This window comes from Pseudomonas sp. GG8 (genome assembly GCF_052976945.1).
Map to the genome: position 1 here is coordinate 1,677,480 of NZ_JBRIIP010000001.1, position 18,414 is coordinate 1,695,893.

Consider the following 18,414-nt stretch of genomic DNA (forward strand, 5'->3'; position numbering starts at 1 on the left):
CCGGGGCATTATTTGCCGCTGTAGAGATTCATGTCGCCAAAGTGTTTTTTCTGGATCTCGGCATATTTGCCATCATCGTGTAATGCCTTGATACCTTTATCCAGCAGTGTCTTGAGGTCTTTGTTACCTTTCGAGATGCCGATTGCGGTTTTTGCTGGCAGCAGTGGATCGTTGATGGGTTTGCTGACTTCGAAACCAGCACCGGCTGGCGATTTCAAAAAGCCCAGTTCCGCCTGCAGCATGTCTTGCACGGCAGCATCGAGACGGCCAGACGTCAGGTCAGCATAAACCTGGTCCTGGTTCGCATAGGCCTGGGTTGTTACACCCGCCTTGTCCAATACAGCCTTGGCGTAGGCTTCCTGAATGGTGCCTTGCTCATAGCCAACCTTCTTGCCTTTGAGGGTTGCAGGGTCGGCCGTTACGCCCGCGCCTTTCTTGAACACCAGTGCAGTCGGGCCAGAGAACAGTTCCTCGGAGAAGTCGATAACCTTCATCCGCGCATCTGTTACGGTCATCGACGAGATAACGCCGTCGAATTTGTTGGCTTTCAGGCCCGGAATCATGCCGTCGAAATCGCTTTCGACCCATTTGCACTTGACCTTCAGTTCGGCGCAGATCGCATTGCCCAGATCGATATCAAAGCCCACCAGGCTGCCATCAGCGGCTTTGGACTCGAAAGGCGCATAAGACGGATCGACGCCGAAGCGCAATTCCTTGTACTCCTTGGCCAGCGCAGAACCGGCGGCGATGCATAAAGCCAGTGCAGAAAGGGTCAGCAATGCTTTTTTCATTATTCATTTCCTAAAATCAATATGAGCGCTTGTGACGCATAAGTACTGTTGCGGGAACGCGTATGACGCTATGAACGTAGAAATTTCCGAACCGAATCCCCGAGCAAGGGCTTTAAGCAAACCTGTGTGTCGGCCCTTCTGGCGCTTACGCGTCTGAACACATGCTTACTTGTACGTACAAGCCTATGCAATCGAACGGCCAACTCGTTGATTGGGCGTTCAAGAAAGTTCTAAAAATAACTGGAGGCTGTCTAGATCAACGTTTTTTAGACGGTATAAAACTTATCGAAGGTTTTTGAAATGCGCTTGCGGCTGTTACCGAGGCAGGGTTTTAGCCCAGGCTGGGGCGTCCGGTAACAATTTGAAATGAGCGAGTGCGGTCGGGGAAGACCCCAGGTTGAACCGCTCCTCTGCTCGCCGACATGTTCAAGCGCGCTGATCGGCGAGCGGCCGATCTGGCAGGATATGCTGACCAAAGCCATGCACGGGGTGTGACGTGCGAGCAGGCGTTTGATGGGGTGGGTAAATAAAGAAGGGATTGTGTTAGATCGGCAGGACGCCGGGGAAGGGTGAGCCTAAAGCGGCCTAATCCAGGCTTAAAGTCGTCCTTTTCGCCCTAAAAATTGCCTGAATAAACAGGCATAAACGAAAAATCCCCGATTTTCTCTAGGAAAATCAGGGCTTTAGCGTATTTCTAATATGGCGGTGAGGGAGGGATTCGAACCCTCGATACAATTTCTTGTATACACACTTTCCAGGCGTGCTCCTTAAGCCTCTCGGACACCTCACCGTATCTCGTCAAACCATTCAGTCTGTCGAGGCGCGCTAATGTAGTCGAAACCTTTGACGAAGGCAAAAGTTTTTTTCAGAATTTTCATGTGCTTAAGCAAATTACGCTGTCATCGACGTGGTGATGAGTACAGATACGACTCGGCCCTGTCATCTGTTCGAAGTCCGTGGCTGTCCTTAAGCAGGAATCAGGCGCCGAAGCCACCGTCGATGGACAGGCTTGCGCCAGTGGTGTAACCGGCTTCCTGGCCTGCCAGGTAGGCCAGGAAACCGGCGATTTCTTCGGCTTTACCGTGGCGACCTACTGCGATCAGGTGGATCAGTGAGTCCGCAAAGTCACCTTCGGCCGGGTTCATGTCGGTGTCGACCGGGCGGACCAGCGTCCTGGGGTTCGAGGTGCTGGTGCCTCACGATGCTTGTTTTACGTTTGATCAGACCGACTTCTTTGGCGCTCCGCATGCGGCACAGGGGGTGCACGCGATGTCGTTGAGCAACCTGCATGACGAGTATGCGACGGTGCTGTCGACTGCTGAAATTCTCACAGGGATGAGTCGGGCCTGATGAGGCTGGCACCCGCGAATGCGAAATATTGGGATACCAAGAGCGAGGCGAGCGTTGCGTTTTATGCAAATATGACGGGCGCGAAAAGGTCAGTCGAAGACCTGAGAAGGCGATTCGGGAGTTTAACAATTGGACGGTAATTTTTCTTGATGAATGTCGTGTCCCCACTGGAGGCCTATCAACAGGCCATTGATGAGCAAGGATTCAAGCCCGATGCGGCGCAATTGAAGGCCGTTCGGTTGTTACAGGAATGCTACGTGGCGCTGCATGAGAGCAAGCACCAATCGCCAATCAAGGGTGTTTACCTGTGGGGCCCGGTAGGGCGAGGCAAGACCTGGTTGATGGACCGCTTTTACGAGAGCTTGAAAGTGCCGGCCCGACGCCAGCATTTCCATCACTTCATGCGTTGGGTGCATATTCGGCTGTTCCAGCTGACTGGCACGGCCAATCCATTGAGAGCCTTGGCCCGCGAGCTAAGTCAGGAAGTGCGGGTGCTGTGCTTCGATGAACTGTTTGTCAGTGACATCGGCGACGCGATCATTCTGGGTGGCTTGCTGCAGGTGATGTTCGAGGAAGGCGTGGTACTGGTGTCCACCTCCAATCAACCGCCGGATCAGTTGTATGCCGATGGCTTCAACCGTCAACGGTTGGTTCCGGCCATCGACGCGATCAACCGTGAAATGACGGTGGTGAGCGTCGACGGTGGTGAAGATCACCGCCTGCATCCGGGGCAATTGCATCAGCGTTATTGGCTCAGCCAGCCGGATCAGCCGAGCGTTCTGGGTGACGTGTTCAAACGCCTGAGCGCGGGCCATGCAATGTCGAGCGAGCCGGTCGCGTTTGGCCGTCGTAGCGTGAATGTGGTGCAGCACAGCGAGAAGGTGCTGTGGTGCCGTTACGCCGACGTCTGTGAACAGCCGCTGGCAGCGATGGATTTCATTGAATTGTGTGATCGATTCTCGGTCATTCTGATCAGCGACGTGCCTGCGCTGAGCGCCAAACAGCGCGAAGGAAAAATTGCCCGAGGGACCGAAGACGCGGCGGTGCAGGTCGCCGCCGGTGACCGGGAGCTGCCGCAGCTGTCGGTGCATGACGACGGTGTGCGGCGCTTCATCGCGCTGGTCGACGAATGCTATGACCGTCGCGTGCCGCTGTATGTCGAAGCGCAGGTGCCGCTTGAGCAGTTGTACACCGAGGGTTATCTGGCCTTTGCCTTCCGCCGCACCCTGAGTCGCCTTCAGGAAATGCAGCTGGAGCGGTTCGCCCCCTTATGATCGGTGCACCATCTGATCGCCCTATTGCTATCCATATCGTGCATGACTCAACCGTTCAGCACGAAACGGATAGAGGTCTGCACTAAACGGATATTGCGCAGACCGCTGGATTTCTAACCTTGGCAGGCCTTGATAAAAACAATAAAAGAGTCCCGCCATGCGAAAAATAGACGTCCACACCCTGGTCGACGAGGCCAGGTTCAATCGCTTTCATTGGTTGGTGCTGTTCTGGTGCGCCTTGATCATTATTTTCGACGGTTACGATCTGGTGATCTACGGCGTGGTATTGCCGGTGTTGATGGTCGAGTGGGGGCTGACACCCTTGCAAGCTGGTGCGCTGGGAAGCTATGCGCTGTTCGGCATGATGTTCGGTGCGCTGTTCTTTGGTCCGCTTTCGGACAAGATCGGACGCAAGAAAGTCATCGCCATCTGCGTCACGCTGTTCAGCGGTTTCACCGTCCTTAACGGCTTTGTCACTAACCCCACCGAATTTGGCATCTGCCGCTTTATTGCTGGCCTTGGCATCGGCGGAGTCATGCCCAATGTCGTGGCATTGATGAGCGAATACGCACCGAAAAAAATCCGTAGCACGCTGGTGGCGATCATGTTCAGCGGCTACTCGGTGGGCGGCATGTTGTCCGCTGGTCTGGGCATCGTGTTGTTGCCGCGTTTTGGTTGGCAGTCGGTGTTTTTCGTCGCTGCGATTCCGCTGCTGCTATTGCCGTTGATTCTCTGGTTTTTGCCGGAATCGGTGGGCTTCATGGTCCGCGAGGGACGCAGGCAGCAGGTCGTCCACGTGCTGCAACGCATTGAGCCGGGTTACACGGCCCAGCCCGATGATCAGTATCAGATGGCTGCGATAAAGGCTGACGGCGCCCCGGTGTTGCAACTGTTTCGCGAAGGACGGGCCATCAGCACGCTGATGCTGTGGGTCGCCTTTTTCTGCTGTCTGTTGATGGTTTACGCGCTCAACTCCTGGTTGCCGAAGCTGATGACCAGCGCCGGTTATGGCCTGGGCTCAAGCCTGATGTTTTTGCTGGTACTGAACTTCGGCGCGATATTCGGCGCGGTCGGCGGCGGTTGGCTGGGCGACAAATTCAACCTGCAGCGCGTGTTGGTGGTGTTCTTCGCCATCGCCTCGGTGTCCATCAGCCTGTTGGGGTTCAACAGTCCGGGGTGGATGCTCTACAGCCTGATCGCGATTGCCGGTGCGACCACTATCGGTTCGCAGATTTTGCTGTACGCCATGGGTGCGCAGTTCTACGCGCTGGCGATCCGCTCCACCGGATTGGGTTGGGCTTCGGGCGTGGGGCGCAGCGGTGCCATCGTCGGCCCGATTCTAGGCGGCGCACTGTTCGGTATAGGTCTTCCGTTGCACTACAACTTCATGGCTTTCGCTGTGCCGGGCGCCGTGGCAGCGCTGGCGATGTGCTTCGTCTATCGGCGCAAGGTATCGCCGGTAGTCGCGCCGGTTGAGGTCCAGGTTCGGTCCTGATCGTGTGCTGGAGCTGCGTATTGCCCGAGCCATCACTTTTTATCGAGCAACGGAAACCATGAAAACACTGATCAAAGACTTCTCCCTGTCCGCTGCCGTCGCCGGTTTTATCGCGACGATCATTTCCTATGCAGGGCCATTGGTAATCATCTTCCAGGCGGCGAAAAGCGCAGGTCTGCCTGCCGATGTGCTGTCGTCCTGGGTTTGGGCGATTTCCATCGGCAGCGGTGTGTTGGGCATTTACTTGAGCTTGCGCTTCAGGGTTCCGGTGGTGATCGCCTGGTCGGCGCCCGGCTCGGCGTTGTTGGTGGCGCTGTTGCCGGGCATCAGTCTGAATGAGGCGGTGGGGGCGTATATCGTCTCCAGCCTGATCATTCTGCTGGTGGGTGTGTCCGGCGCGTTTGACCGCATCGTTGGCAAACTGCCTGCGGCGATTTCGGCCGCGATGTTGGCGGGGATTCTGTTCAGTTTCGGCACCCAGCTGTTTGTGTCGATGAAGGACAAGCCGTTCATGGTGTTGGCGATGTTTGTCACCTATCTACTGTTCAGGCGTATGAAACCACGTTACGCGGTGTTGGCGGTGCTGGTTGTGGGCTGCGTGATCGCTGTGTCGGCCGGGGAGTTGAACAGCTCTGCGCTGGTGATCGATGTGGCGAAACCGCTGTGGATCAGTCCTGAGTTCAGTTGGCATGCGTTGCTCAATATCGCCTTGCCACTGGTGATGGTGGCGTTGACCGGGCAGTTCGTGCCGGGCATCGCCGTATTGCGCAACGACGGTTACCACACGCCTGCCAGCCCGATCATTGCCAGCTCGGCGCTGGGCACGTTGTTGCTGGCGCCATTCGGTTGCCACGGGCTGAACCTGGCAGCGATCACCGCGGCCATCTGCACGGGACGCGAGTCTCATGAAGACAAGAGCAAACGCTATGTCGCCGGGGTGATGGGCGGGGTGTTCTACCTGCTGCTGGGCATCTTCGGTGCGACCCTGGTGTCGATCTTCAGCGCCTTCCCCAAGGAACTGATCGCGGCACTGGCCGGGCTGGCGTTGTTTGCCGCTATCGCTGGCGCATTAGCCGGGTCCATGGCCGAACCCAAAGATCGCGAAGCAGCACTGATTACCTTCCTGGTCACGGCATCAGGCATGTCATTACTGGGGCTTTCGGCGGCGTTCTGGGGCTTGATCTTCGGGCTCTTGGCGCACCTGCTGCTGACCTTTGGGAGAGTGAAAAAAACGGGGGCGCTAGCGGCCTCGGTACAAGCAAGGTAGCAAGGTAAAAAAGGTACGGATCGGGAGCGTCCGTTACTCGCATCAATCCATCGATCTCTGACTGACTGTCGCGGTTTTTAAAACCCACGCCACGGTATAGGGATCGTTTGACCTAATAAAAACAAGAGTGACCCTATGAAAAACAGTGCAAGCGTCATCGGAATGATGGTGTCAGCGGCGGTGGCCGGTAGTTTTTGCGAAGTGGCGCGTGCAGACGAAAGTGCGTTCTTCAAGGATTCGACGGCAACCTTGCAGGCGCGTAACTACTACTTCAGCCGCGACTATTCGGGCATCGTGGGTCCTAACAAACAGTCCAAGGCTGAGGAATGGGCGCAGGGTTTCATTCTCAACATAAAATCCGGCTATACCGAAGGGCCCGTAGGTTTCGGGGTGGATGCCCTCGGTTTACTGGGGATCAAACTCGACAGCAGTCCAGATCGGGTCAAGACCGGTTTACTGCCCTTGCATACCGACGGCAGTTCCGCCGACGAGTATGGCTCTCTGGCCGGGGCACTGAAAATGAAAGTGGGCAAAACCGAACTGCGCGTGGGTGAACTGCAACCCAATCTGCCCGTGCTGGCGTTCAGCGATATCCGCTTGTTGCCGCCGACCTATCAGGGCGCCAGCGTGGTCTCCACTGATATTGAAGGTTTGACCCTCAATGCGGGTCAATTGCGCTCTACCAACTTGCGCGACTCCAGTAATGACCAACCGATGTACGCGTTGATCAATGACCCGATCAACCCACGGCGTATCGCCAATATCACCTCCGATCGTTTCAACTACGCGGGTGCTGATTACACCTTCAACGACAAGCGCACCACGGTCGGCATCTGGCAGGCGCAGCTCAAGGATATCTACCAGCAACGCTTCTACAACCTCAAACACATCGAGCCGTTCGGTAGCTGGAAACTGGGGGCGAATCTGGGCTTTTACGACGCTCAGGATGACGGCCAGAGCAAAGCAGGCAGCCTCGACAACCGCGCGTTTTACTCACTGATGTCCGCCGCCCACGGGGGGAATACTTTTTACGTTGGCTATCAGGCGATCAACGGCAAAGACGGCTTCCTGCGGATCGGCGACAACATCTCGCCGCTGGGTAACGAAGTACCGACCTATGAGTTCGCGGCTCCCAAAGAGCGCTCCTGGCAACTGCGCGACGAATACAACTTCGCCGCCATTGGCCTGCCGGGTCTGGTGGTTGGCGCGCGCTACCTCAAGGGCGATAACGTCAATACCGGGCGGGGCTTCGAAGGCAAGGATTGGGAGCGTGATCTGGACATTGGCTACGTGATCCAGAGCGGTCCCTTCAGGGATGTGGGTGTGCGCATTCGCAACGCGACAGCGCGCTCAAACTACCGCACTGACATCGACTAAAATCGGTTGATCCTGAGCTATACCATCAAGCTGTTCTGATCCGGACGTCGCTGTCGGAGTGCTGATGGGCTTCGGCAGTGACACCTCACGCGGCGTTTCTGCGGCGATGGGCCAGCAAGTGTTTGCTGCCTTCAAACACCAATACCAGCACGGCCACCCAGATCGGCAGGTACGTCAGCCATTCATCGCGGCCGATGCTTTCTCCCAGCAGCAAGGCAACGCCGACCAGAAGCACGGGTTCGACATAACTGAGCAGGCCGAACAGGCTGAAGGCCAGCAGGCGACTCGCGAGGATATAGCTGACCAATGCCGAGGCGCTGATCATGCCCAACAGTGGAATCAACAGGTACAGCCGTGGGTGTTCAGCGACGACGCTGGGGTCACCGTTGAGGATGAACCAGGTCGCGATGGGCAGCAGCAGGGCCATGTCGAACCACAGACCGCCGAGGTTATCGTTGCCCAACCGGCGCCGTAGCACGAAATACACCGGATAACCGAGGGCCACCAACAGGGTTTCCCAAGAGAAACTGCCGACTCGATATAACTCATTAGCGACCCCGACCAGAGCACAAAAGGCGGCTATTTTTTGCAAGCGTGACAGGTACTCGCCGTAGGCGATTCGGCCGGTGACGATCATTGTCAGCGGCAAGAGAAAATACCCCAGTGACACTTCCAGGCTACGGCCGTGCAGCGGTGCCCACATGAAGAGCAGGAGCTGCGCACCGAGCAGCGTCGAAGACAGCAGCATGCCAATCAGCAGAGCCGGTTTTTGTCGCAGGCGTCGACCGATTTGGCAAACCAGCGGCCAATCACCACTGATCATCATGAACAGCGTTACGCAGGGCACGGTGAGCAGCATGCGCCAACCGAAGATCTCTTCACCGCTCAGAGGTGTCAGCAGCGAAGTATAGAAATACATGACCCCGAACAGGACAGAGGCCATAACCGACAGTACAACGCCTTTTGACACAATATCCTCGCGCAGCTTCAAGCTTTTATAGGGAGCTTGTTTGTGAAGGGCTCTCTGGTTTCAACCTTGAGAGAAGCGGCGCACAGTCTAGCTGATCCTTCATGGCAGGACAGGATGGACTCCGTTCAGTGTTCCTGTGAATCCGGAACGAAACATTTGGTTAGGCCGCGAGCTTTGTTAGGCTGCTGCGATTGCCCGGTTGAACCTGCCCGGGGTTATCGAAGGACGCCCCATGACGGCCATCAGCACCGCGGCACCGGTTATCCCGGGCCGAATGGAACAGTTTTCCACGCGTATCGGTTTTTTTATCGCCGGGTTCGGCATCGCAGCGTGGGCGCCGTTGGTGCCCTATGCCAAGGCGCGTGTCGGGCTGAATGACGGGACTCTTGGGTTGTTGCTCCTGTGTTTGGGTGTCGGCTCGATCATCGCCATGCCGCTGGCAGGGGCGCTAGCGGCGCGGTTCGGTTGTCGCAGTGTCTTGATCGTCTCCAGCGTATTGATCTGTCTGTGTCTGCCCTTGCTGGCGTCGGTCTCCAGCCTGTCGTTGCTGGTGGCGACGCTGTTCGTGTTTGGCGCCAGCATGGGCGCGCTGGACTGCACGGTGAACATTCAGGCGATCATCGTCGAGCGGGCCAGCGGCAAGACCATGATGTCGGGCTTTCATGGCTTGTTCAGTCTGGGAGGGATCATCGGTGCTGGTGGGGTCAGCGGCTTGCTCAGTGCGGGCGCTTCGCCGTTGATCGCGATGTGGGTGGTGGTTGCCTTTATGGTCATCGCCTTGTTCAGGGCCTCTCCGCATTTCCTTACCTATGGCAGTGAAAGCGATGGCCCGGCGTTTGCCGTGCCCCACGGCGTGGTGCTGTTTATCGGTTTGTTGTGCTTTACCGTATTTCTCACCGAAGGCGCGATGCTCGATTGGAGTGCGGTGTTCCTCAGTTCCTTGCGCAATGTCGATCCGTCTTATGCCGGGCTGGGCTATGCGGTGTTCGCGCTGACCATGACCCTCGGCCGTTTTTTTGGTGATGCCATCGTTCGTCGAGTCGGGGCCAATCGCGTCATTATTCTGGGTGGCCTGTGCGCAGCGCTGGGGTTGGCACTGTCCACACTGATCCCCACTTGGGAAGCAGCGCTGCTCGGTTACGCGCTGGTCGGTGCCGGTTGTTCCAACATTATTCCAGTGCTCTACAGTGCCGTCGGCCGACAAAAGGTCATGCCAGAAAACGTGGCCGTCCCGGCGATCACCACCTTGGGGTATGCCGGGATCCTTGCCGGTCCAGCGCTCATTGGCTTCATCGCCCACGCCAGCAGCCTGAGTCTGGCCTTTCTGATTGTCGCCGTGTTGCTGTTGGGTGTTTCGCTGAGTGGACGTATCTTGAAAGTATGAACCCCTAAGGTTCAGGGCCTTGGTGTCGTTGGCAACGAAGACGCCAGCAGATCACAGATCAATACATAGTGCGGAGCTTCCGAGGGCATCTGCGCTGCGAATTCGCCAACGACTTCCTGGGTCAGGCTGACGATGTCTTCAACCAGCTCCATGCCTGCGCCGGTACGCCAACTGGCGACGATGTCCATGGCCGGCGGCAAGGGTACGTCATGGATCAGGGTCAGGACGCCCTGCGTCAGTTCTCCGCGTACCAGCGCTGCCGGCAATGCACCGATGCCGAAGCCGTCGCGCACCAGGCGGGTGATGGCGGAGGCCGAGTTCACGCAATTGATGCGCTGCGTCACGATGTTGGCCGTGTGCAGCATGTTCAGGATGTCCTGGTGCGGGCGAGAGTTCCGCGAAAAGGTCACGATACGCTCCAGCGACAGCTCTTCGAGCGAGGCGTAAGGCCGGTCATAGGCCGAGCCGGTCGGCACCACCCAATGCATCGGGTAGCGGGCCAGTACCGTGTTGCGCACCGAGTCGAAACGCAGCACGTCGGTCTGGAAAATAATGTCCTGATAACCCTTTTCCAGTTGCACGCACAGGTTACTGGCAGTGTCTGCGGTCAGTTCGATCTCCAGCGCCGGGTAACACTTCATCAGGCGTGTTACCAAAGGGCTGAGCCAGGTGTGTATCACCGTATCCATCGCCCCGATACGAATCCGGCCGCGTACCTGTCGCGGGTCCTTGATCGCGTCTTTCATGCTCTGCATCGTGTCCATGATGTGTTCTGCGTACTCCAGCACGCGCAAACCTTCGGTGGTCAGCGAAACCCCCTTGGAGTCACGAACGAACAGGCGCACACCCATTTCATCCTCCAGCGCGGCGATGCGGCTGGAAATAGACGCCTGGGTGCTGAACAGTTTCTCTGCCGTGAGCCTGAAGCTTTTCAGGCGGGCGACCCAGACGAAGGTTTCCAGAAATTTGAGATTCACTGAGTTGATTCCTTGCTGTTTAAGGTGTCGCGGTTTCGCATGCCGCACAAATAAGGTGAACGGTGCCCTGTAGCCATAGCGCGCATGCTTTTGGAAATTGCAGGTTGTATGCCACAACCTCTACAGAAATTCTTATGAGGCATAGCGGTTTTTTCTCGTTGGACGCCGTTCTCGGCGTACCGAAAGATTGCTGAAGAATGAAATAGGACTCCATGAATAACAACACAACGGAACGAGATCCTTATTATGCAAACCGCTATCAATCTCTGGCCGCTCCTAGGGGTGCTGGTCATCGTCATTGGCTTTGTGCTTCGCTTCAATCCGATGCTGGTGGTCGCTCTTGCGGCCGTGGCTACCGGCTTTGCCGCGAGCATGCCGCTGGACACTATTCTCGCAACTATAGGCAACGGGTTTATTAAAACCCGTACCTTGCCGCTGATCATCCTGTTGCCGCTGGCGGTCATCGGCTTGCTTGAGCGCCATGGCCTGCGTCTGCACGCGCAAAACTGGATTGCGCGCTTCCAGAGTGCCACGGTCGGACGTCTGCTGATCGCTTACCTGTTTGTCCGTGAAACCACCGCTGCGGTAGGTCTGACCAGCCTGGGTGGGCATCCGCAGATGGTCCGCCCGCTATTGGCGCCCATGGCTGAAGGCGCTGCCGAGGCGCGTTTCGGTAAGTTGCCGGAGGCAGTGCGCTTTCGATTGTTGGCGCTATGCGCGGCAACGGACAACGTCGGGCTGTTTTTCGGCGAAGACATATTCGTCGCCTTTGGCGCTATTGCCTTGATGCACACCTTTTTGCTGGGGTCAGGGATCGATGTCGATCCGATGCACATCGCGTTTTGGGGGATGCCAACGGCATTTTGTGCGTTCGTGATTCATGCCATACGGCTGCATCGCTTTGATCGCCGGTTAGGTCGTGAGCTGCACGCCAATCTGGTGATGAAGGAGGTCGCACAATGATCATTTCCATTCAATACCTGTACTGGCTGGCCGGAGTGATTCTGGCGATCACCACGGTCATGACGCTCACCGATAAAAGTAATCCGAAGCGTTGGAGCACGGGTTTATTTTGGGGCCTGTTCAGCATCGCGTTTTTGGTGGGCGAGCAACTGCCGCCCGCGCTGGTTGGCGTCGGCGTGCTGGCGATGGCTGCCATCGCCGGGTGCGGCGGGGTTGGTATGGGCAAACATCATGACCTGCCCGACAAGGCTCGTCGGGCAAGCGCCGGGCGTTTGGGCAACAAATTGTTCATCCCGGCGCTGGCGATTCCGCTGGTGACTGTGATCGGCGCGGTGTTTCTGAAAAACGTCAAATTCGGCGACGTGGCTTTGCTTGATCCGGCCAACAGCACTTTTGTCTCGCTGGGCATCGGTTGCTTGATCGCGCTGGCGTTGGCGTGCTGGCTGACCCGCGACACCCCAGTGCAGGCGATGCGTGAGTCACGCCGTCTGACAGAAGCGCTGGGTTGGGCTCTGGTACTGCCACAAATGCTTGCCATGCTCGGGTTGTTATTCAATGACGCTGGCGTTGGCAAGGCGGTGGCGCACTTGGCCACGGCCTACATCAACCTCGACTTCCGTCTGGTAGCGGTGATGGTCTACGTGCTGGGCATGGCCCTGTTCACTGTGGTCATGGGCAACGGTTTCGCCGCCTTTCCAGTGATGACGGGTGGTATTGGCGTGCCGGTGTTGGTTGGCATGTACGGCGCCAATCCAGCGGTGATGGCTGCCATTGGCATGTTCTCCGGCTACTGCGGAACGCTCATGACACCGATGGCGGCCAACTACAACATCGTCCCTGCGGCGTTGCTGGAGTTACCGGACAAGTATGCGGTCATCAAGGCGCAGATCCCCACAGCGCTGGCGATGCTGGTGGTCAATATCGTACTGTTGTATGTATTGATGTGATGTTTTCAATTACCCGGCAGCGGTGCTCTGTTTGAATGCAACGGGTTTCTCTAGCGGGGTCGCGGCGTTACCGGACTTCAATAGCGTTTGAATCGCCTGGCTGTAGGCATCACGGCCCAGGCTCATGCTGTTGTTGTGCGTGCCCCCAGGGACCAGCAACAAGCGTTTGGGTTCTTGCGCGGCCTGATACAACTCTTCACTAAAGCGCGATGGCACATAAGGGTCATCCATGCCGTGCACGATCAGTACCGGCATGTGGATTTCAGCGATTTTGTCGATGGAATCGAACTTTTGCGACAACAACCAGCGCACCGGCAACGACGTGTTGGCGACAGCCGTCGCCACGTCAGCGAGGGTGGTGAAAGTGGATTCGATGATCAGCCCCCGCGCTTGCTTTTTACCGCCGTCGCTTTCAGCATCGCGACCGAGTTCAGCGGCCAGATCAATCGCCACGGCACCGCCCAGTGAATGGCCGTATAAAAGCCGTTTTGTGGCGTCGGGTTGCAAGACTTTCAGGCGCGCCCAGGCGATACGTGCATCTTCGTACACCGAGACTTCCGACGGCAGTGGCCCCAGGCTTTGACCGAAGCCGCGGTAATCGATAGCCAGCACAGAAAAACCCATGGCATGCAGTTGTTCGATGCGGAAAAACTGGCCCGTCAGGTTCCACCGTGTTCCGTGCAGATACAGCACGGCGGGCGCGCCGGCTTTAGCCGCGGGCCACCACCAGGCATGAATGTTTTGCGAGTCGCCAAAACCGGGCGCCTTGAGTTCCAGTTCTTCAACGTCGGCTGGCAAACCGTGATACCAACTGGCGGTGCCTGGCTCGATCTGGAACAGCAGCGAGCGCTCTTCGTGCTTTAGCACCGAGCAACTTAACGGCATGCCGAGGATCACCAATGTCATGCATAGCAGCCTCAACCAGTGGGCTTTGAAGCGCGAAAAAAGTAGTGTCGGCATGGCATCTCTTTGCGTTGTGGGTCGTCAGTCGACAGGTTGGCCAGTGGGCAGGCTTAACCTATTTCGGGTTGGCGTACAGCTCTTTTCAACGTAAATCGAGAAACGTGTTATCAGTAGTGCCATTCGTGCCTTCTATCCGAGTCTTCACCATGGGTAAACACACAATCGGCGATTCATCCACCGCGCCTGGAAAAGACTGGGTGCTGCGCGCCACACAATCGCTAAAGCTGGAGCGGATTGAAGCATTTTTTCACGGCCATGGTTATGAGATGCATCGGCACGATACCTACGCTATCGGCCGGACCTTGTCCGGTGTGCAAAGCTTCAATTATGGCAAAAAGTTGCAGCACAGCTTGCCTGGCCGGACGATGGTGTTGCATCCCGATGAACCCCATGACGGGCACGCCGGTACCGAGGACGGTTTCCACTACCGCATGTTTTATGTTGAACCGGCACACTTGCAGCAGGTGCTGGGAGGCAAACCGTTGCCGTTTATCAAGGACGGGATCAGCGGCGATCCGGGTCTTTTTGCGGCGACTCAGGTTTTGCTTCAGGACATGGACTGCGCGATTGATCCGCTGGAAATGGACGATGCCTTGTTCGACCTGGCCACGGCGCTGCAGGTCGCGTCGGGCGTGCACGCGGTCAGGCAAATCGTGGATTACCCGGCCGCGCAAAAGGCGCGTGAATTTCTTCTGGCTTCATGGCAGCACACCGTCACCCTCAGTGAATTGGAGGCTGTTAGCGGCCGGGATCGCTGGCGCCTGTCACGAGATTTTCGTGCACTGTTCGGCACCAGTCCCTACCGTTACCTGACCCTGCGCCGTCTCGATCAGGTTCGGCGCATGATGACTCAGGGCTATTCGCTGACTGATGCAGCAGCGCTAGCCGGGTTCTCTGATCAAAGCCATATGACTCGGCATTTTGTCAGGACCTACGGCATTTCGCCGGGGCGCTGGTTGAAGATGCTCGGCGCTCGATAGCGGGCAGCGCACTACGCTCAACACTGCACGATCATACAAGACGAGGCCAACCTGACGCTCTTAAGCTTAGGGTTCATTGACCATGGGAAGCGTCGCCATGCACACGGAATCCTCTAGCCAAACCCCGTATAAAGCCATCAATCTTGCTGAAAAACTCAGCCTGTTCAGTGAACACTGGACACCCAAAGTCGTTGCGCAGATGAACGATTACCAATTCAAGGTGGTGAAAATCCAGGGTGATTTTGTCTGGCATTCTCACGCCGATACCGATGAGACGTTCATCGTCCTCGAAGGCCAGTTGCGTATCGATTTCCGCGATGGAGCGGTGCGGCTGTCGGCAGGCGAGCTATATGTCGTACGCAAGGGTGTCGAGCACAAACCCTACGCCGAACATGAAGTGAAACTGATGTTGATCGAGCCAACCGGCGTGCTCAATACCGGGGCCGAGGGTGGCGACAGGACGGCGCAGAATGATGTGTGGATCTAGCGTCAGGTCGCCAGCCCTCAGTTTCACGAGCTACACGTTTACTTTGCTATGCCAACGAGTACTGGATCGGCCCTGTAGAGGGTCGGCTCCATCTGCTTGAGATTCTCTACTTTCGGCAGGTCATTGATGGCGATGTAGGGACTGCTCGGGTGCAGGGTCAGGTAGTTCTGATGGTATTCCTCGGCCGGGTAGAAGCTTTTGTTGGTTTCAATTCGGGTGACGATCGGTGCGTTGAACGCTTTGGATGCATCAAGCTGGATGATGTAGGCCTTGGCGATTTTTTCCTGCAGCGGGTTCTGCGGGAAAATCGCTGACCGGTATTGGGTGCCGCTATCAGGGCCTTGTCTGTTCAATTCGGTAGGGTTGTGGGCCACCGAGAAAAATACCTGCAGCAAGCGTCCATAAGTGATTGTTGTCGGGTCGTAGGTGATCTGTACCGACTCCGCATGTCCTGTGTTGCCGGAACTGACCTGACCATACTCTGCCGTGTTGGCGGCGCCGCCCGCGTAGCCGGACACTGCGTTCTCGACGCCGCGTACGTGCTGGAATACGCCTTGAACACCCCAAAAACATCCGCCAGCGATTACGGCTACTTCGTGGTGGGCGGTGCCGACAGGCTCATCCAGAGCGGGTGGGGCGATGGCAACGGCTTTTTCGGCCGAACACGCGGATTGCGACAGGCCCAATAGCGCCGTGATCAAGCTGATGCCAGCCAGCTTCAACGGCAACCACGAAGTCGATCTCTTTTCGCCCACTGTAGAAGTACTCATTTCTTTCATCCTCACGTTCATCATCGAGAAAATCGCACGCTGTGAAGGCAGAACCCCGTGATCAACCGAATGTAAATGCGTAGGCCTGCACGCCGGGGTCCATGAACTCAATGGCAAAGGTGTGATCGATAATGGGGCCGGTCTGGCGTATCAGTTGATAAAGGCGCTGTTCGGTCACCGTGCCGTCACCATTGGGCGCACTGTCAGTGCCGTGATCCTCACCGGGTGCTGCGCCGTCGATGCTGACCCGAAAGCGCACAGGTTTGCCGTCGGGCCCAGGCCCGAGAACCAGATGCAGGTCCCGCGCATGAAAACGATAGATGATACGGCCGGGGGCATGTTCGAGCCTGACCTGCCCGGGCTCGGCGGTCCATTTACCCGCCAGGCCCCATTGGTTCAGATTCAGTTGCGCCGGAGCGGCATAGGTCTGCGCCTTGTCGGCTACCTCATCGCCCCCGGATGTGAAGTTCTGCGCCCGCGCGTAACCCAGGTAGGTTTCAGGAGAGCTTACCTCCGCATCATCTGCGGCCATCTGGACGCCTTGAGCATCGGCCGCGGTGACCCTGTCACTGGCAACATTTTTATGACCTGCTTCTGCCAGTAATTGTTGGATAACGTGCTCTGACTGCGCGTAATCACCCTCGCCAAAATGGTGGTAACGAATGTTTCCTTGAGCGTCGATAAAGTAATGCGCGGGCCAATACTGATTGTTGAAATCACGCCAGATCGCGTAGTCGTTGTCGAGGGCAACCGGGTAATGTATGCCCAGATCACGCACCGCCTTGCGCACGTTGTCGACGTCTCGTTCAAAGGCAAACTCGGGCGCGTGCACGCCGATCACCACCAAACCCTGATCATGGTATTTCTTTGCCCATGCGTTAACGTAAGGCAGGCTGCGCAGGCAGTTGATGCAGGAATACGTCCAGAAGTCGATGACCACGACTTTGCCCTTCAGCTCTGCGGCGGTGAGCGGGGCAGAGTTCAGCCATGTAACTGCGCCGGAGAGGTCGGGCAACGAGCCTTCTACTGGCAGTTTCAGGGCTGAGTCGGCGACGTCCTTAAGACTCACGTTCATCGTGGCGCCGCTCGGACTGCTGTCACTCGGTGCAACCGGCGACAGGGTATTGAGCAGCTTTTGCTCGAGTCCGGCTGTCGCCACGCTGGATACGTTGCTCAGCAGCCCTGTGTCCAGCCCCGTAGCGATAGCGACGACGCCGATTAGCATGGCGATACCCAGGCCTCGACGCAGCCATTCGCCTGCACCCAATGAGCGTTTCATGGCTGTAAACAGTTTGCCGCCAATCAGCAAGGCAAAGGCGAGGGAGGTCGCAGCCCCGGCAGCATAGGCCAGCAGCAACAGGGTTGTGCCAACGCTGGCGCCATGCAGCGCCGCGCCGGTGAGTACTAGGCCGAGGATGGGACCGGCACAAGGTGCCCATAACAGACCGGTGGCAACCCCGAGCAAAAACGATGACTTGATGCTGGGTGGGCCGCCCGCTGTTTGTGCCGATTGGGAAAGACGGTCTCCTGCCGAGACCAGCGGGCGTGTCAAACGCTCGGCCAAATGGGGCATCAACAGGGTCAAGCTGAAGAATGCCATCAGCGCGACGGCCAGCCAGCGACCATATTGGTTGGCCTGCACCACCCATCCACCGCCGACGGCTGCCAGGGTCGCGACCGCCGCGAACGTCAACGCCATGCCGCACAATAGTGGTAGGCCACTGCGCCGGAACGGCTCGCCTGAGCGGGCGAGGACGAAGGGCAGCACCGGCAGAATGCAGGGGCTGAGAATGGTCAGCACGCCCCCTAGATACGACAAGATGATTAATAGCATTGGGCTGAATCCTGTTTAGTCGCTGTGGGCTGAGTCATGGCTCATGCCGAACCTGGCTTGAATGTCATGGCCACGCCGTTCATGCAGTAGCGCAGCCCGGTCGGTTCGGGGCCATCATCGAACACATGGCCAAGATGGCCGCCGCAACGACGGCAGTGCACTTCGGTGCGGACCATGCCAAGCGCCATGTCGCGTGTTTCTGCGACGGCATGTTCGAGCGGGGCATAAAAGCTTGGCCAGCCGGTATGACTGTCGAATTTGGTGCTGGAGGAAAACAACTCAAGCTGGCATCCGGCACAGGAAAAGCGTCCGGTCCGGTGTTCGTTGTTGAGCGGGCTGCTGCCCGGCCGTTCGGTTGCACTGTGGCGCAGTACCTCGAATTGATCCGCCGTCAATAGCGCGCGCCACTCGGCCTCGGTGTGCGACACCTCGAAGACTTCACCGGTATTGGCCGTTCCGCCCGACGTCGCGGCCAGGGCGCGCCAGTCGAGGAGTCCTGTCGCCGCCAAGGCGACGCCAGCCGTGCCGCAAAAAAGAAACCATCGTCTGGATTGCATAAGGTTCACTTGGAAGGAGTGGGCGTTG

At 57.4% G+C, this 18,414-nt stretch carries 17 protein-coding genes, 1 tRNA gene and 2 pseudogenes; 11 read left to right on the plus strand and 9 right to left on the minus strand.

Annotation, left to right across the window (positions count from 1 at the left end):
• Positions 1 to 8: 8 nt before the first annotated feature.
• Positions 9 to 791 (minus strand): transporter substrate-binding domain-containing protein, encoded by a 783-nt coding sequence (locus ACVBEG_RS08200; protein WP_322179745.1) that lies wholly within the window; start codon positions 789 to 791, stop codon positions 9 to 11.
• Positions 792 to 1,201: 410 nt separating this feature from the next.
• Here ACVBEG_RS08200 and ACVBEG_RS08205 point away from each other — a divergent pair, with 410 nt between their 5' ends.
• Entirely contained in the window at positions 1,202 to 1,321 is a 120-nt protein-coding gene (locus tag ACVBEG_RS08205) for a DUF2514 family protein (protein ID WP_322215665.1), read from the plus strand.
• Positions 1,322 to 1,491: 170 nt separating this feature from the next.
• On the opposite strand, the gene ACVBEG_RS08210 is transcribed toward ACVBEG_RS08205, so the two are convergent.
• Together ACVBEG_RS08210 and ACVBEG_RS08215 are read right to left on the minus strand one after the other, a co-directional pair.
• A tRNA-Ser gene (locus ACVBEG_RS08210) sits at positions 1,492 to 1,581 on the minus strand.
• A 187-nt stretch (positions 1,582 to 1,768) separates the two neighbouring features.
• A pseudogene (locus tag ACVBEG_RS08215) lies at positions 1,769 to 1,951 on the minus strand (SDR family oxidoreductase); the annotation flags it as partial.
• 13 nt (positions 1,952 to 1,964) lie between these two features.
• Here ACVBEG_RS08215 and ACVBEG_RS08220 point away from each other — a divergent pair.
• The 5 genes and pseudogenes from ACVBEG_RS08220 to ACVBEG_RS08240 form a co-directional block, all read left to right on the plus strand.
• Positions 1,965 to 2,141: pseudogene (locus tag ACVBEG_RS08220) on the plus strand (cysteine hydrolase); the annotation flags it as partial.
• Between the two features lie 149 nt (positions 2,142 to 2,290).
• Positions 2,291 to 3,415, plus strand: coding sequence for a cell division protein ZapE (gene zapE, locus ACVBEG_RS08225; RefSeq protein WP_447107556.1), 1,125 nt, complete (start codon positions 2,291 to 2,293; stop codon positions 3,413 to 3,415).
• Between the two features lie 157 nt (positions 3,416 to 3,572).
• Positions 3,573 to 4,910: an MFS transporter gene (locus tag ACVBEG_RS08230; protein ID WP_322179734.1), complete on the plus strand. Its 1,338-nt coding sequence runs from the start codon at positions 3,573 to 3,575 to the stop codon at positions 4,908 to 4,910.
• Between the two features lie 58 nt (positions 4,911 to 4,968).
• Positions 4,969 to 6,177, plus strand: a complete 1,209-nt coding sequence (locus tag ACVBEG_RS08235; RefSeq protein ID WP_322179731.1) for a benzoate/H(+) symporter BenE family transporter — start codon at positions 4,969 to 4,971, stop codon at positions 6,175 to 6,177.
• A gap of 135 nt (positions 6,178 to 6,312) precedes the next feature.
• Complete coding sequence (locus tag ACVBEG_RS08240) at positions 6,313 to 7,554, plus strand: OprD family porin (protein ID WP_447107557.1); 1,242 nt, start codon at positions 6,313 to 6,315, stop codon at positions 7,552 to 7,554.
• 85 nt (positions 7,555 to 7,639) lie between these two features.
• Here the strand turns inward: ACVBEG_RS08240 and rarD are convergent, their stop codons facing one another.
• The gene (gene rarD, locus ACVBEG_RS08245) at positions 7,640 to 8,524 is read right to left on the minus strand and encodes an EamA family transporter RarD (protein ID WP_447107558.1); all 885 of its coding nucleotides are present in this window, start codon (positions 8,522 to 8,524) and stop codon (positions 7,640 to 7,642) included.
• Positions 8,525 to 8,756: 232 nt separating this feature from the next.
• On the opposite strand from rarD, the gene ACVBEG_RS08250 reads away from it, so the two are divergent.
• Positions 8,757 to 9,908: an MFS transporter gene (locus tag ACVBEG_RS08250; RefSeq protein WP_322215671.1), complete on the plus strand. Its 1,152-nt coding sequence runs from the start codon at positions 8,757 to 8,759 to the stop codon at positions 9,906 to 9,908.
• An 11-nt stretch (positions 9,909 to 9,919) separates the two neighbouring features.
• Here the strand turns inward: ACVBEG_RS08250 and ACVBEG_RS08255 are convergent, their stop codons facing one another.
• Entirely contained in the window at positions 9,920 to 10,885 is a 966-nt protein-coding gene (locus tag ACVBEG_RS08255; RefSeq protein WP_447107559.1) for a LysR family transcriptional regulator, read from the minus strand.
• 246 nt (positions 10,886 to 11,131) lie between these two features.
• Between ACVBEG_RS08255 and ACVBEG_RS08260 the strand changes: the two genes are divergently transcribed.
• Both ACVBEG_RS08260 and ACVBEG_RS08265 read left to right on the plus strand, forming a co-directional pair.
• Complete coding sequence (locus ACVBEG_RS08260) at positions 11,132 to 11,848, plus strand: DUF969 domain-containing protein (protein WP_322179720.1); 717 nt, start codon at positions 11,132 to 11,134, stop codon at positions 11,846 to 11,848.
• A complete protein-coding gene (locus ACVBEG_RS08265) occupies positions 11,845 to 12,795 on the plus strand; it encodes a DUF979 domain-containing protein (protein ID WP_447107560.1) in 951 nt (316 codons plus the stop codon). Before ACVBEG_RS08260 ends, ACVBEG_RS08265 begins: the two co-directional genes overlap by 4 nt.
• A 9-nt stretch (positions 12,796 to 12,804) precedes the next feature.
• On the opposite strand, the gene ACVBEG_RS08270 is transcribed toward ACVBEG_RS08265, so the two are convergent.
• Positions 12,805 to 13,755 (minus strand): alpha/beta hydrolase, encoded by a 951-nt coding sequence (locus tag ACVBEG_RS08270; protein WP_447107561.1) that lies wholly within the window; start codon positions 13,753 to 13,755, stop codon positions 12,805 to 12,807.
• Positions 13,756 to 13,904: 149 nt separating this feature from the next.
• Between ACVBEG_RS08270 and ACVBEG_RS08275 the strand changes: the two genes are divergently transcribed.
• On the plus strand, positions 13,905 to 14,738 hold the full coding sequence (locus ACVBEG_RS08275) for an AraC family transcriptional regulator (RefSeq protein ID WP_447107562.1): 834 nt from the start codon (positions 13,905 to 13,907) through the stop codon (positions 14,736 to 14,738).
• 97 nt (positions 14,739 to 14,835) lie between these two features.
• Positions 14,836 to 15,225 (plus strand): cupin domain-containing protein, encoded by a 390-nt coding sequence (locus tag ACVBEG_RS08280; RefSeq protein WP_330200494.1) that lies wholly within the window; start codon positions 14,836 to 14,838, stop codon positions 15,223 to 15,225.
• Between the two features lie 38 nt (positions 15,226 to 15,263).
• Here the strand turns inward: ACVBEG_RS08280 and msrA are convergent, their stop codons facing one another.
• The 3 genes from msrA to msrB form a co-directional block, all read right to left on the minus strand.
• Positions 15,264 to 15,995, minus strand: a complete 732-nt coding sequence (gene msrA / locus ACVBEG_RS08285) for a peptide-methionine (S)-S-oxide reductase MsrA (RefSeq protein ID WP_447107563.1) — start codon at positions 15,993 to 15,995, stop codon at positions 15,264 to 15,266.
• Positions 15,996 to 16,056: 61 nt separating this feature from the next.
• Entirely contained in the window at positions 16,057 to 17,829 is a 1,773-nt protein-coding gene (locus ACVBEG_RS08290) for a cytochrome c biogenesis protein DipZ (protein ID WP_447107564.1), read from the minus strand.
• A 41-nt stretch (positions 17,830 to 17,870) separates the two neighbouring features.
• Positions 17,871 to 18,386: a peptide-methionine (R)-S-oxide reductase MsrB gene (gene msrB, locus ACVBEG_RS08295; RefSeq protein WP_330200491.1), complete on the minus strand. Its 516-nt coding sequence runs from the start codon at positions 18,384 to 18,386 to the stop codon at positions 17,871 to 17,873.
• Positions 18,387 to 18,414: the final 28 nt, after the last annotated feature.